Raw genomic sequence first — 13,401 nt, 5'->3', positions numbered from 1 at the left:
CGCCCTAACCTGCCAGTCATCGCTTACATCCGTGCAGGAGACCTGTCATGTCGCCACTTCTTCAACTGCTGGCCAGCGCTGTGGCGCTGATGCTGGCCATGGGCATCGGCCGTTTCGCCCTCACCCCGCAACTGCCGCAACTGATTGCCGAAGGCCAGTTCGACTTGACGGTCGCGGGGCTGGTGGCAGCGGCCAATTACCTGGGTTATTTCATCGGTGCTGTGGACGCGATGTTCGCTCGCTCGCCCGGCCAGGTGCGCCTGCGCCTGCATGGCGGGCTGTGGCTATGCGTGGCGCTGACCCTGGCCTCGTGGGCTGCCGACGGCTTCTGGGCGCACCTGCTGTTGCGCTTTGGCACTGGCGTAGCCAGTGCCTGGGTGCTGGTGATGCTTACCAGCCTCAGCCAGCAAGTGGCCAATGCCCACAACCGCCAACGCCTGGGTGCGCTGGTGTTCGCCGGGCCCGGACTGGGTATTGCCGTGACCGGGCTGCTGGCACTGGTGGCGCATGGGCTGGGGCTGGGTTCGGCAGCACTGTGGCTGATCTATGCCGTGGCGGCGCTGTTGATGCTGCTGGCCGTACGGCCGTGGCTGCCCCGGGCGGTGCAAGCGGCACCAACATCGTCGCCAGCCCATCAGGGCCCGTCCCACAGTGTCGGCATTGGCCGGCTGGGGCTGGTGTATGCGCTGTACGGTGTGGGGTACATCCTGCCGGCCACCTTCCTGTCGCAGATGGCCAACCAGCAGTTTCATGGCCAGTGGCTGGCTGACCTGTTCTGGCCGGCGTTTGGCCTGGCGGCGGCGCTGGGTGTGCTGTTGGTGAGCCTACGCCGCGGCGGACGCACTTCGGCCTGGCTGACCGCCACCCTGTGGCTGCAAGGCCTGGGCGTGCTGGCTTGCCTGATGGGCGGGGGTGTCGGGTTGGCGTTGGGCGTGGTGCTGTGCGGTGGGCCGTTCCTGGCCTGTATGCAACTGGTCATGCAGCGCTCGCGGGAACTGGCACCGCATGCCACGCAGCGCAATGCCGGGCTGCTGACTGCGTGCTTTGCCCTGGGGCAGTTGAGCGGGCCGTTGCTGGCGGCGCTCAGCAGCCATTACGCCGGCGGGTTGCAACCGGCGCTGATGGTGGCGGCGGGTGGGCTGGCGGTGGCTGGGGGGTTGGTGCTGATTGGCAGTGGGGTACAGCAGGTTGGTGGTTGTCAGGCCAGGGTTACATCCTGAATCTCAATTGTCAGTACCGGCCTCTTCGCGGGTAAACCCGCTCCTACAACGGGGGCGCATACCTCGAGAACTGCGCTGCCCTTTGTAGGAGCGGGTTCACCCGCGAAGAGGCCGGCACAGGTAAACACCATCACCCCACCAACCGCCGCAATTGCTGCTTCACCCAAGGCTCAGCACTCACCAGAATCACCCCCAGCAACACCATCAATGCCCCCACCACAAAATTCGCGCTCAAAGGCTCATCCAGCAGCAAGACACCAAAGGTCACCCCGAATAACGGGGTGATGAAGGAAAACACCGCCAGGTTTGACGCCAGGTATTTGCGCAGCAACCAGAACCAGGTCAGGTAGCTGACGAACGACACCACAATCCCCTGGAACAGCACGCTGCCCATGGCCAACGGCGTCAGCGACACCTCGCCGATCTGCCCGCTAAGCAGGGCAATCAGCAACAACCCGGCAAAACCCACCGCCAGCTGATAGAACAAGGTCAAGGTCGCCGGCGCTTCCGAAAGCCGTGAGCAGCGCACCACCACCGTGGTTGCCCCCCAGGCCAGCCCTGCGATCACGCCAAAGGCATCGCCCAGCAAGGTGCGGCCATCCATATGCTCGAACGACATGCCACCGGCAAAGGCCATGGCAATGCCACCAAAAGCCAGCAGAATGCCCAACCATTGCAGTAGCCGCAGGCGTTCACTGGCCAGGCTGAAATGCAGGCCCAGTGCAGTAAATACAGGCGCGGTATAGAGGAACACCGACATATGCGCTGCCGAGGTCAGCTTGAGGCCCTCGGCAATGAACAGGAATTCGATGCCGAACAGCCCACCTGCCAGCAGCCCGGCGCGCCAGGTACTGCCGACCTGCTCCCAGCCCCCGCGCCAGCACAGCATCAGGCCCACCAACACGGCGGCGATACCGTTGCGCAACGCTGCCTGCATCACCGGGGCTATGTCGACAGCAGCGCTCTTGATCAGCACCTGCTGGCAGCCCCAGATCAGGCACAGGCCCAGCATGACCTGAAAAGCAAAGGCGTCTGGGTTCTTGCGGACCGCGCTCATGGGCGGGCCTCTGAGGTGATCGTGGGCATGGGCAAGGACTCGGCAGCGTTCAGAAGCTACCGATTATCGGGGTTTCATGGCCGCCCTTGCCAGCCTCAAAACGACCTCAAGCGATCTGCGCTTTTGCCGACACCTGTTCAAACGTGGTTTCGTCCAGCGCATCTTCCTGCTCATCCAGCACCTGGCGCGGGTGCTCAAAGCCAGGGATGCTGCTGTCGATCAGGCTCATCAGCCGCGATCCGCGCTCGGTCAGCACGAAGTTCTCGCCGTTGCCGCCGTCCTCTTCAGGCCGGCTTTCGATAAAGCCGCGCTCGAACAACAGCTTTTCGTACTCGCAGGCACGGGTTTTCAGGTGGTCCAGGTCACCCACCGGCTCACCTTTGGCGGCGAGTGCGGCAGCGTGCTGCTCGGCATAGGGGCGTGGCGTAAAGCTGTGACCGCCGCCGTTCTGCACCTCGTGCAGCAAGCGTTCGATCAAGTCCCAGTCGTAGGCGATGCTCATGGGTACGGGCTCCTGCTGTGGACGGAAGAGGGTACACAGGTGGGACTCGCCGAAGGGGTGCGGTGTTCCGAGAGATATTGGAAGGGAGGAAATGCGCGGGCGTGAAGCGCCTGATACGGCAATAGACAGAAACCATTTGCTGACTCGCCATCTGTAGTTTATAAACTACATTCACTCGATGAAGAAAATCGAATCCAGCAGTTTCAGACATTGGGTGAGCGGGCTACGGGACATCAGTGCCAGAACCCGAATCATTTCTCGGATCAACCGATTGATGGAGGGCTTACCTGGCGATGTGTCACCGGTTGGCCACGGCGTCAGCGAACTCAGGGTCCACTATGGGCCTGGTTACCGCGTGTATTTCCACCAGGCGGGCAGCACGTTCGTCATTCTTTTGTGCGGCGGCGATAAAAGCAGCCAACAACGAGACATCAAGGCAGCCCACCAGATTCTGCGTTCGTGGAGGATGCAAAATGACTGAAACCTTCTCTGAATTCGATCCCGCCGAATACCTTACTACTCCCGAAGCAATAGCGGGGTTCATGACCGACGCCCTTGAGACCGGGGATGCCAGCTATGTCGCCAAAGCTGTCGGCGTGGTAGCACGAGCGAAAGGCATGAGCGAGCTGGCGAAAGAAACCGGCCTGTCTCGGGAACAGCTTTACCGGTCTTTCAGCGAGCATGGCAATCCGACCCTTAAATCGTTCCTGACCGTAATGAAAGCACTGGGAATAGACATGACAGCGCGTCCCCACATCGCGGGCTGACATACCGCTTTTCCAGTGATAGTGGGAGTGCTCGATCTCATTACTCTTGTCACAAAAGGCTTTGCTGCGCTTGCATGTACTGGCGCAACAACCGGTTTATGTGGGGCTGGTAGCTCCGTGCTCGGCGGGGACGCGCAGCTCAGCCTCGCGGAAAAAGTCCTGCTCCAGCTCTGGGATATCTGATAAGTCGATATCCTTGTCTTCTTGCCGGGCCAGCCGGCTCCAGTCAGTTCTCGATGGTTTGCTCATGATCTCTGGCCTCACGTCAGGTCCCCCTCTCATTTCCTCCGAGCCTAGAGTGATGTAGCGCGCTGTTCAACGGCGCCGGGGGAATATGGAGGCTTTTCAGAAACGGACTACTTCCATCATGAAAAATGATCCATCGGTCGCGAGCCCTGAACTTCGCTGCACTCACAACTCTCCACCGCGCATAGCCACCGCTGGAGGTAAAAACGATGAAACCGCTGCTACCCATCGCCTGCGCCGCCGCCCTGCTGTGCGCCCTGCCCGTCTGGGCCTGCACACCCGAAGAAGCGACGCAGAAACGTGAAGAGCTGGCCGGGTTGGTTACCCAGTTGACCGAGCAGAACCCGCAGAAGGCCAAGGAGATCAATGACGAGCTACAAGGGATGGATTTGGGGACGGCGAGCAAGGACTTGCCCGACAAGTGTCAGCTGATTGACCAGCGGATCACGGAGTTGAAGCAGGCGGAGAAGAAGGCTGAGTGAGGTGATTCCTGCTGACGCGCGCCCCTGTAGGAGCGGCCTTGTGTCGCGAAAGGGCGGCAAAGCGGCCCCAGCAATTTGTGCATTTGCGCCGAAATCCTGGGGCTGCTCCGCAGCCCTTTCGCGACACAAGGCCGCTCCTACAGGGAATGCGTCAGCCTGCTAGAGGCTGATTACTCAGCAGCAGGCTTGCGCTTCTTCAGCGGCGCCAAACCATCAGCGCTGGCCAGCGGCGCGTTGGCCTTCGGCTTGGCAGTAGGCTTGCGCTTGGCGGCGGTTTTCTTGTCGCCGGACTTCTTCTCGACCTTCTTCTTCTTGCTGCCAGCCGCCTTGCCCGAAGCCTTGACCTTTTTCGGACCGCTGTAGGTCCCCTTCACTTCCTTGATTACCCGGCGCTCGAACTGCTGCTTGAGGTAGCGTTCGATGCTCGACATCAGGTTCCAGTCGTTGTGGGTAATCAACGAGATCGCCAGGCCTTCGCCGCCGGCACGGCCGGTACGGCCCACGCGGTGCACGTACTCGTCGCCGCTGCGCGGCATGTCGAAGTTGATCACCAGGTCGAGGCCGTCGATGTCCAGGCCACGGGCGGCCACGTCGGTGGCAACCAATACCTTGGAGCTGCCTTGCTTGAAGCGCTCGATGGCCAGCTTGCGGTCCTTCTGGTCCTTCTCGCCGTGCAGCACGAAGGCCTTCACATCCTTGGCCACCAGGTGGCCGTAGATACGGTCGGCCATGGCGCGGGTGTTGGTGAAGATGATCGCCTTGTCGAAGGTTTCATTGGCCAGCAACCACTGCACGATTTGCTCTTTGTGCTGGTCGTGGTCGGCCATGACGACCTGCTGGCGGGTGCCTTCAGCCAGTTGCGAAACGCTGTTGAGCATCAGGTGCTCAGGGTCCTTCAGCACCTTGCCAATGATGTCGCGCAGGGCCGCGCCACCGGTGGTGGCGGAGAACAGCAGGGTCTGCTCGCGGTTCTCGCACTCCTTGCACAGGCGCTCCATGTCTTCGGCAAAGCCCATGTCCAGCATGCGGTCGGCTTCGTCGAGAATCAGTACCTGCACGTGGGACAGGTCGAGGTTGCCGGCATTCAGTTGCTCCAGCAGGCGGCCCGGGGTGCCGATCAGCACGTCCGGCACCTTGCGCAGCATGGCAGCCTGTTCCTTGAAGTCTTCACCACCGGTGACCAGGCCCGCCTTGATATAGGTGAACTGCGAGAACAACTGCACTTGCTTGAGGGTCTGCTGGGCCAGCTCGCGGGTCGGCAGCAGGATCAGCGAGCGGATCTCGACACGCCCGCCTTTCAGGTCGACCAGGCGGTTAAGCAGCGGCAGCACGAAGGCTGCAGTCTTGCCGCTGCCAGTCTGCGCAGTCACGCGCAGGTCACGCCCTTGCAGGGCCAGGGGGATGGCCGCGGCCTGCACCGGGGTTGGCTCGACAAATTTAAGCTCGGCCACGGCTTTAAGCAGGCGTTCATGCAGGGCGAATTGGGAGAACACGGAGGTAACCTCAGGCAAGTGCGGGAAATTCAGTTGCATAGGGTAACGTTTTCTGCCGCCTTAGCCGAATTTCTTTTGGCAACTTCGTCGCCATCCGCGTTTTAATGGCCCTTCGTTTCGCAAAAAGACTGTACCCAAGCCCATGGATATCCAACGAATCTGGCGTGACTCCCTCGACCTGTGGGGCACCCTCGACCAACACCCCATGCTGCACGCGGCCATCGGCCTGGCGGTGCTGCTGCTTGTTTCCCTGGTAGTCGGCCGCCTGGCGCGCTTCCTGATGCTGCACGGCGCGCGCCTGTTGGCCCGCCAACCGGCGCTGAAGTGGCTGGACGACCTACGCCACAACAAGGTGTTCCACCGCCTGGCGCAAACCACGCCGTCACTGGTGCTGCAATTTGGCCTGAAACTGGTGCCGGAACTGTCCGAAACCGCCCAGCATTTCCTCGGCAACGTCGCCCTGGCCTTTACCCTGCTGTTCATGACCATGGCGCTGTCGTGCCTGCTGGACGCCCTGCTCGACATCTATGCCCGCACCGAACACGCCCGCACCCGCTCGATCAAGGGCTACGTGCAGCTGGCCAAGATGATGCTGTGGATCTTTGCTTCCATCGTTATCGTCGCCACCCTGATCGACCGCTCGCCGCTGTTGCTGCTGTCCGGCCTGGGGGCCATGTCGGCGGTGCTGCTGTTGGTGTACAAGGACACCCTGCTGTCGTTCGTTGCCAGCGTGCAGCTGACCAGCAATGACATGCTACATGTGGGTGACTGGATCGAAATGCCGCAGGTAGGGGCCGATGGTGATGTGGTAGACATCACCCTGCACACCGTGAAGGTGCAGAACTTCGACAAGACCATCGTCTCGATCCCCACCTGGCGCCTGATGAGCGAGTCGTTCCGCAACTACCGCGGCATGCAGCAGTCCGGTGGCCGAAGGATCAAGCGCAGCCTGTTCATCGACGCCGCCGGTGTGCGTTTCCTTACTCGCGAAGAGGAGCAGCGCCTGACCCAGGTGAGCCTGCTGGGCGATTACCTGGCCGGCAAGCGCCAGGAACTGCAGAACTGGAACGAGGCACTGGGCCCGGTGGCCGAGCTGTCGGCCAACCGCCGTAAGCTGACCAACATCGGCACCTTCCGCGCGTTTGCCCTGGCCTACCTGAAGAACCACCCCAACGTGCACCCGAACATGACCTGCATGGTGCGGCAGATGCAGACCACGGCCGAGGGCGTGCCGCTGGAGATCTACTGCTTTACCACCACCACCGTGTGGGCGGACTACGAGCGGATTCAGGGGGATATCTTCGATTACCTGCTGGCGGTGTTGCCGGAGTTTGGCTTGAGCCTGTATCAGCAACCGAGTGGCAATGACATGCGGGTGGGGTTGAGCGGGCGTTTGGCGCAAGAACCTGTGACGCGTCGAATGGAAGATATGAGCGAGGCTTGAGATTGCCGGGGCTGCTGCGCAGCCCATCGCAGGCAAGCCAGCTCCCACAGGTTCCGCGCAAAACTCGAGAGCTGTGCAGTACCTGTGGGAGCTGGCTTGCCGGCGATAGGGCCAGTACAAGCAGCACAGGACTGAAGTCCTATGCTCCCCACCAGCTCTAGAAATCCACCTTGCCCCGCCCCGCCTTGACCGTGCTGCGCCTGGCCTTCCCTTCAAGGCGGCGGGTCTTCGAGCCGAGGGTGGGCTTGGTGGGGCGGCGTTTCTTTTCGGTCTTGCCGGCTGCGATGATCAATTCAGCAAGACGTGCCAGTGCGTCAGCGCGATTCTGCTCCTGGGTGCGGTACTGCTGGGCCTTGATGATCAGTACGCCGTCGCCGGTGATGCGACTGTCACGCAGTGCCAACAGCCGCTCTTTGTAAAACGCAGGCAGCGACGAGGCCGGGATGTCGAAGCGCAGGTGCACGGCGCTGGACACCTTGTTGACGTTCTGCCCACCCGCGCCTTGCGCGCGGATGTAGGTCAGTTCGATGTCGGCATTCGGCAGATGCACCGTATTGGAGATGGTCAGCATGACATGGCCCTTGTGATTGCGCCCATTATCACAGCCTGTGCCGCGCTCTGATACTCCAACGGCCACTACCCCGCATACCCCAGCAGGTACAACAAGCCGGTCAAGGTCACCAGCGAAGCCACCGTCGACAACAGGATGGTCCGCGAAATCAGCCCCGCTTCGCGGTTGTAGTACTCCGCCAGCATGAACGGCCCGGTGCCGGTCGGCAACGCGGCCAGCAGCACTGCCGAGGCCGCCCACAGGGTCGGCAGGCTGAACACCTTGAACGCCAGCACCCAGGTCAGTGCTGGCTGCCCTACCAACTTCAAGGCCACCAACGGCCACGGGCTGGCCTGTGTACCCGGGCGTTTTTCTGCCAGGAACGCACCCAGCGATATCAGCGCACAAGGCGTGGTCGCCAGCGCCAGCATGTCCAGAAAGTGCATGGCCGGTTCCGCCAGACCCAAGCCAGATACCGCCCAGGCAGCGCCCGCCAGCGGCGAAATCACCAACGGGTTCTTCGCCAGCGCCTTGCTTACCAGCAAGATGGCGCGCCCAATGTGCCGCTCCACCTGTAGCCCGACCTCGATCAGTGTCAGCGAGATGGCAAACACCAGGCATACCACGATCAACGACGAGATCAACGCCGGCTGCAACCCCGCCTGGCCAAACAACAGCAGGCACAGCGGGATGCCGATATAGCCGGTGTTGGCGTAACCCGCACTGAGCCCGTCGATGCTCGCCGCGACCAGGCCGTGGCCGCTGTACAGGCGCCACAGCAGCGTGACCACGAACATGGCCAGGGCACCCGCGCCAAAGGCAACGATGAAGCCGGGGTGCCAGATCTCGCTCCAGGTGGCCGTGGCGGTCACCTTGAACAGCAACGCCGGCAGGCACAGCCAGACAACCATCTTGTTGATCTCGGCAGCGGCCTTGTCGCCTAGCTTGTTGGTTTTGCGGCACAGGTAGCCGACCAGGATCAGGGCGAAGATCGGCGCCACGATGACGAAGATGGTGTGCATGTCAGGCCTTGCCGGCCAGCGGCGTCTGCGCGCGACCACCCAGGCGGCTCAGCCATACTGAGGCAAGGATGATAGCCCCGCCGATGAACAGCCGACCCAGCGGTTCGTGCTGGTTCCAGATCAGCAGGTTCAGCAGCAGCCCCACCGGTACATGCAGGTTGTTCATCACCGCCAAGGTACCGCCGGAGACCAGGCACGCGCCCTTGTTCCACCAGTACAGGCCCAGCGCCGTCGGGCACAGGCCGAGGAACAGCAGCACCAGCCACTGCACGTCGGTACTCGGCAGGTGCTGGGCATTGCCGAACAGCAGGAAGGCCGGCAGCACCACCAGCAAGGCACCGAGGTAGAAGTAGCCGAAGCGGGCGTAGTGCGGCAGGTCGCTGGGGTTGCGTGCGACCAGGTGGCGGTACAGCACCTGGCCGGCGGCGTAGGTGAAGTTGGCCAATTGCAGCAGCAGGAAACCGATGAAGAACTCGCCGCTGATGCTGTCGAAGCGAATCACTGCGGCACCGGCCACGGCCACCAGCGCGGCCAGCAACGCCCACGGGTTGAAGCGCCGGTTCAGGGCGTCTTCGATCAGCGTTACATGCAAGGGCGTGAGGATGGTGAACAGCAGCACTTCCGGCACGGTGAGCACACGAAAGCTCAGGTACAGGCAGACGTAGGTGATGCCGTACTGCAGCGCGCCGATCAGCAGCATGGCGCGCATGAAGCGCGGCTCGACCTGGCGCCAGCGGGTTAGCGGCAAGAACACCAGGCCGGCCAGCAGCACCCGGGCGAGCACGGCGAAGTAGCTGTCGACGTGCCCGACCAGGTACTCGCCGATCAGGCTGAAGGAAAACGCCTGGATCAGCGCGACGATTATCAGGTAGCCCATGGTTGCCTCTCGTGAATCAAGGTCGCGACCTTAGCGGGTTGCGGTAAATGAGTTCAACCATGAGGAATGTAAGGTCGGGTGGGAATGCCGTGTAGGAGCGGCCTTGTGTCGCGAAAGGGCCGCAAAGCGGCCCCGGCAATATCTGCGGCGAAGCTGAAATCCTGGGGGCGCTTCGCACCCCTTTCGCGACGCAAGGCCGCTCCTACACAGCGCAAACCGCGGCGGCCTGCGGGAATAAAAAAGCCCGGCCATTGGCCGGGCAGGTACACCCAAAGGAGCAAAACCAGGTGTCAGGGTTGGGAATTCGTTAAACCTCAGGCCACCGCCGCCAGTTTGGCCTTGGCCTGGTTGACGCCTTTCTCGTGGAACTCGCCGCTCATGTTCAGGCCTTCGGCATGAATGAAGTCGACATCGTGAATGCCGATAAAGGCCATGACCTGGCGCAGGTAGGGTTCCTGGTGGTCGCTGCTGGCGCCGGCATGAATGCCGCCGCGGGCAGTCAGGACGATGGCGCGCTTGCCGGTCAGCAGGCCTTGCGGGCCGGTCGGGGTGTACTTGAAGGTGATGCCGGCGCGCAGCACGTGGTCCAGCCAGGCCTTCAGGGTGCTTGGAATGGTGAAGTTGTACATCGGCGCAGCCATCACCAGCACGTCGGCAGCCAGCAATTCATCAGTCAGTTCGTTGGAACGGGCCAGGGCCTCCAGTTCGGCGGCGCTGCGTTGTTCTTCCGGCTTCATCCAGCCGCCCAGCAGGTTGGCATCCAGGTGTGGCACCGGGCTTACCGCCAGGTCGCGTACGGTGATCTGATCGGCCGGGTGGGCGGCCTGCCATTGCTGGATGAAGTCTTTGGTCAGTTGACGGGAAACGGAATCCTGCTGGCGGGCGCTGCTTTCGATGATCAGTACGCGGGACATGGAGTGCCTCCATCGGCAAAAAGGGTTGCGATTCGATGGAGGGAAGATTAAATGTTGACCTATCGATAAAAAAGCGTAAAAAGTGGGTTCAATCTATCGATTAATCGGTTTATTCGGCACTGCAGTTCAAGGCGATTCGCAGTTTGATGATCTGCCGGTTGAATTTGGCGGTGACATCGACGCTTTTACCGGCCGGAACGTTCACCCGGCGCACCCGCGGTGCTTCCGGGCCGTTGCGAAACGTCACTTTGCACGCCGCCGGCACTTGCCCATAGTTGTTGAGGGTGATGGCGCCAATGTCGTAGGCGGTGTCGTAGGCCGTGTAGTCGAGCTTGACCCCGGTCAGCGCCTTCTCCACATCGATGGGATAGGCCATGGCCCCGAGGGGCAGGCACATCAGTATTGCCGCACAACATTTCTTCATGGGCCGCGCTCCGTGCAAAGAGCGCAGCTTAGGACAACAGGAGCGAAAGATGAAAGCGCCGCGCGTAACCCTAGACCAGTGGCGAACCCTGCAAGCAGTGGTCGATCACGGCGGGTTTGCCCAGGCTGCCGAGGCCTTGCACCGTTCGCAGTCATCGGTCAGCTACACCGTGGCGCGCATGCAGGAGCAACTGGGCGTGCCACTGTTGCGCATCGACGGCCGCAAGGCGGTGCTGACCGAGGCCGGCAACGTGCTGCTGCGCCGCTCGCGCCACCTGGTCAAGCAGGCCAGCCAGCTTGAAGACCTCGCCCACCACATGGAGCAGGGCTGGGAGGCCGAAGTGCGCTTGGTGGTCGATGCCGCTTACCCCAGTGCCCGCCTGGTGCGCGCGCTGGCCGCGTTCATGCCGCAAAGCCGCGGCTGCCGGGTGCGCCTGCGTGAAGAAGTGCTGTCTGGTGTGGAAGAAGTGATGCACGAAGGCATCGCCGACCTGGCCATCAGCAGCTACAGCATCGGCGGTTACCTGGGCGCCGAGCTGAGCGCGGTGGAGTTCGTCGCCGTCGCCCACCCCGAACACAGCCTGCACCGCCTGGGCCGTGAGCTGACCTTCCAGGACCTGGAAAGCCAGTTGCAGGTGGTGATTCGCGACTCTGGCCGCGCACAGCCGCGCGACGTCGGCTGGCTGGGTGCAGAGCAGCGCTGGACCGTCGGCAGTCTGGGCACCGCCGCCACGTTCGTCAGCAGCGGCCTGGGCTTTGCCTGGCTGCCCCGGCACATGATCGAACGCGAACTGCGCGAAGGCGTGCTCAAGCCATTGCCGCTGGACCAGGGTGGCAGCCGCCACCCACTGTTCTACCTTTATTCGAGCAAAGAGAAGACCCTGGGCCCGGCCACGCAGATTCTCATCGACCTGCTGCGCAATTTCGACACCGCGCCACTGGACGTGCCCTTCGCAGCCCCCCCACAAGCCTGAGAGGACCGCGCCCATGGCCTATTTCGAACACGAAGGATGCGCACTGCATTACCAGGAATATGGCCAGGGCGAACCGCTGGTGCTGCTGCACGGGCTGGGCTCCAGCTGCCAGGACTGGGAGCTGCAGGTGCCGCTGCTGAGCCAGCACTACCGGGTAATCCTCATGGACATTCGCGGCCACGGACGCTCCGACAAGCCGCATGACGGTTACCAGATCGCCACCTTCAGTGCCGACCTGCTGGCCCTGCTCGAACACCTGCACACCGGCCCGGTGCATTTCGTCGGCTTGTCCATGGGCGGCATGGTCGGCTTCCAGTTTGCCGTCGACCACCCGCAGTGGCTGCGCAGCCTGTGCATCGTCAACAGCGCCCCCGAGGTCAAGCGCCGTACCCGCAGTGACTGGCTGTGGTGGCTCAAGCGCTGGGGCCTGGCGCGTATCCTCAGTGTCGAAACCGTCGGCAAGGGGCTGGCCGAACGGCTGTTCCCCAAACCCGAGCAAGCCGACCTGCGGCAGAAGATGGCCCAGCGTTGGGCGCGCAACGACAAGCGCGCCTACCTGAAGAGTTTCGACGCCATCGTCGACTGGGGCGTGCAGGAACGCATTGGCCAGATTCACTGTCCTACCCTCATCATTGCCGCCGACCACGATTACACCCCGATACAACTGAAACAGCGCTACGTCGCCCTGATGCCCAACGCCAGGCTGGTCGTCGTCGACGATTCGCGGCACGCTACGCCCCTCGATCAACCCGAGGTCTTTAACCAGACCCTGCTGCAATTCCTCGCAGCCGCTTCCACCTCTCAAGGATCTTTGAGCCCATGCTGAAAAAACTCCTGCTCACCGCCTGCTCGGTCGCTTTCGCCACCAGCGTCATGGCCGCCGACAAGACCCCGCACGTTGTGCTGGACACCAGCTTCGGCCAGGTCGAAATCGAACTGAATGCCGAAAAGGCGCCGCTCAGCACCAAGAACTTCCTGCAATACGTCGACAGCGGTTTCTACAACAACACCATCTTCCACCGGGTAATCCCGGGTTTCATGGTTCAGGGCGGCGGCTTCACTGACCAGATGGTGCAGAAAGACACCAAGGACCCGATCAAGAACGAAGCCAGCAACGGCCTGTTGAACACCCGTGGCACCTTGTCGATGGCGCGCACCTCGGACCCGAACTCGGCCACCAGCCAGTTCTTCATCAACGTGGCCGACAACGACTTCCTCAACCCGGGGCGTGACCGTGGCTATGCCGTGTTCGGCAAAGTGACCAAGGGCATGGAGGTGGTCGACCAGATCGTCAACTCGCCAACCACCATCAAGAAAGGCATGCGTGATGTACCGGCCGACCCGGTGTACATCAAGTCGGCCAAACGCATCGACTGACCGCAGGCTGCACAGGGACGTGCAACCGCCTGAGGGCCGGATGGAACAGGAGT

The 13,401-nt window shown here is 62.2% G+C and carries 16 protein-coding genes and 1 pseudogene; 8 read left to right on the top strand and 9 right to left on the bottom strand.

Annotation, left to right across the window (positions count from 1 at the left end):
* The first annotated feature begins 47 nt into the window (after positions 1–47).
* Positions 48–1,220: an MFS transporter gene (locus ACI2KG_RS13690; RefSeq protein ID WP_404662271.1), complete on the top strand. Its 1,173-nt coding sequence runs from the start codon at positions 48–50 to the stop codon at positions 1,218–1,220.
* Positions 1,221–1,350: 130 nt separating this feature from the next.
* Here ACI2KG_RS13690 and ACI2KG_RS13685 read toward each other — a convergent pair whose 3' ends face one another.
* The gene (locus ACI2KG_RS13685) at positions 1,351–2,277 is read right to left on the bottom strand and encodes a DMT family transporter (RefSeq protein WP_404662270.1); all 927 of its coding nucleotides are present in this window, start codon (positions 2,275–2,277) and stop codon (positions 1,351–1,353) included.
* A gap of 106 nt (positions 2,278–2,383) precedes the next feature.
* Positions 2,384–2,779 carry a transcriptional regulator gene (locus tag ACI2KG_RS13680; RefSeq protein ID WP_201205240.1) on the bottom strand — a complete coding sequence of 132 codons (396 nt, stop codon included), beginning with the start codon at positions 2,777–2,779 and terminating at the stop codon, positions 2,384–2,386.
* 178 nt (positions 2,780–2,957) lie between these two features.
* On the opposite strand from ACI2KG_RS13680, the gene ACI2KG_RS13675 reads away from it, so the two are divergent.
* Positions 2,958–3,260 carry a type II toxin-antitoxin system RelE/ParE family toxin gene (locus ACI2KG_RS13675; protein ID WP_404662269.1) on the top strand — a complete coding sequence of 101 codons (303 nt, stop codon included), beginning with the start codon at positions 2,958–2,960 and terminating at the stop codon, positions 3,258–3,260.
* Positions 3,253–3,546: an addiction module antidote protein gene (locus ACI2KG_RS13670; protein ID WP_404662268.1), complete on the top strand. Its 294-nt coding sequence runs from the start codon at positions 3,253–3,255 to the stop codon at positions 3,544–3,546. Before ACI2KG_RS13675 ends, ACI2KG_RS13670 begins: the two co-directional genes overlap by 8 nt.
* A gap of 49 nt (positions 3,547–3,595) precedes the next feature.
* Here the strand turns inward: ACI2KG_RS13670 and ACI2KG_RS13665 are convergent.
* Positions 3,596–3,795, bottom strand: a pseudogene (locus tag ACI2KG_RS13665) (3-oxoacyl-ACP synthase).
* Positions 3,796–4,001: 206 nt separating this feature from the next.
* Between ACI2KG_RS13665 and ACI2KG_RS13660 the strand changes: the two are divergent.
* A complete protein-coding gene (locus ACI2KG_RS13660) occupies positions 4,002–4,274 on the top strand; it encodes a hypothetical protein (RefSeq protein ID WP_404662267.1) in 273 nt (90 codons plus the stop codon).
* 170 nt (positions 4,275–4,444) lie between these two features.
* Here ACI2KG_RS13660 and ACI2KG_RS13655 read toward each other — a convergent pair whose 3' ends face one another.
* Complete coding sequence (locus tag ACI2KG_RS13655; RefSeq protein WP_404662266.1) at positions 4,445–5,806, bottom strand: DEAD/DEAH box helicase; 1,362 nt, start codon at positions 5,804–5,806, stop codon at positions 4,445–4,447.
* Between the two features lie 103 nt (positions 5,807–5,909).
* Between ACI2KG_RS13655 and ACI2KG_RS13650 the strand changes: the two genes are divergently transcribed.
* The gene (locus ACI2KG_RS13650; RefSeq protein ID WP_404662265.1) at positions 5,910–7,211 is read left to right on the top strand and encodes a mechanosensitive ion channel family protein; all 1,302 of its coding nucleotides are present in this window, start codon (positions 5,910–5,912) and stop codon (positions 7,209–7,211) included.
* A 157-nt stretch (positions 7,212–7,368) separates the two neighbouring features.
* Here the strand turns inward: ACI2KG_RS13650 and arfB are convergent, their stop codons facing one another.
* The 5 genes from arfB to ACI2KG_RS13625 all read right to left on the bottom strand — a co-directional run bounded on the left by arfB (position 7,369) and on the right by ACI2KG_RS13625 (position 10,998).
* Entirely contained in the window at positions 7,369–7,782 is a 414-nt protein-coding gene (gene arfB / locus ACI2KG_RS13645) for an alternative ribosome rescue aminoacyl-tRNA hydrolase ArfB (protein WP_404662264.1), read from the bottom strand.
* 65 nt (positions 7,783–7,847) lie between these two features.
* A complete protein-coding gene (locus ACI2KG_RS13640; RefSeq protein WP_404662263.1) occupies positions 7,848–8,783 on the bottom strand; it encodes an AEC family transporter in 936 nt (311 codons plus the stop codon).
* A 1-nt stretch (position 8,784) separates the two neighbouring features.
* A complete protein-coding gene (locus ACI2KG_RS13635; RefSeq protein ID WP_404662262.1) occupies positions 8,785–9,660 on the bottom strand; it encodes a carboxylate/amino acid/amine transporter in 876 nt (291 codons plus the stop codon).
* Between the two features lie 314 nt (positions 9,661–9,974).
* Positions 9,975–10,574 (bottom strand): FMN-dependent NADH-azoreductase, encoded by a 600-nt coding sequence (locus ACI2KG_RS13630; protein ID WP_003254608.1) that lies wholly within the window; start codon positions 10,572–10,574, stop codon positions 9,975–9,977.
* Positions 10,575–10,683: 109 nt separating this feature from the next.
* Positions 10,684–10,998 carry a 3-phosphoglycerate kinase gene (locus ACI2KG_RS13625; RefSeq protein ID WP_400613600.1) on the bottom strand — a complete coding sequence of 105 codons (315 nt, stop codon included), beginning with the start codon at positions 10,996–10,998 and terminating at the stop codon, positions 10,684–10,686.
* 49 nt (positions 10,999–11,047) lie between these two features.
* On the opposite strand from ACI2KG_RS13625, the gene ACI2KG_RS13620 reads away from it, so the two are divergent.
* From ACI2KG_RS13620 to ACI2KG_RS13610, 3 genes are read left to right on the top strand one after another with little or no spacing between them, the layout of a single operon-like run.
* The gene (locus tag ACI2KG_RS13620) at positions 11,048–11,971 is read left to right on the top strand and encodes a LysR family transcriptional regulator (RefSeq protein WP_012273620.1); all 924 of its coding nucleotides are present in this window, start codon (positions 11,048–11,050) and stop codon (positions 11,969–11,971) included.
* Positions 11,972–11,984: 13 nt separating this feature from the next.
* Positions 11,985–12,797, top strand: coding sequence for an alpha/beta fold hydrolase (locus ACI2KG_RS13615; protein WP_404662261.1), 813 nt, complete (start codon positions 11,985–11,987; stop codon positions 12,795–12,797).
* Positions 12,791–13,348: a peptidylprolyl isomerase gene (locus tag ACI2KG_RS13610; protein WP_404662260.1), complete on the top strand. Its 558-nt coding sequence runs from the start codon at positions 12,791–12,793 to the stop codon at positions 13,346–13,348. Before ACI2KG_RS13615 ends, ACI2KG_RS13610 begins: the two co-directional genes overlap by 7 nt.
* Positions 13,349–13,401: the final 53 nt, after the last annotated feature.

Origin of the sequence: Pseudomonas sp. NPDC089407, from assembly GCF_044900445.1 — a bacterium.
In the GTDB taxonomy this organism is placed as follows: domain Bacteria; phylum Pseudomonadota; class Gammaproteobacteria; order Pseudomonadales; family Pseudomonadaceae; genus Aquipseudomonas.
Note: the sequence above shows the minus strand (reverse complement) of the source record. Positions and strands in the feature narration are given on the sequence as shown.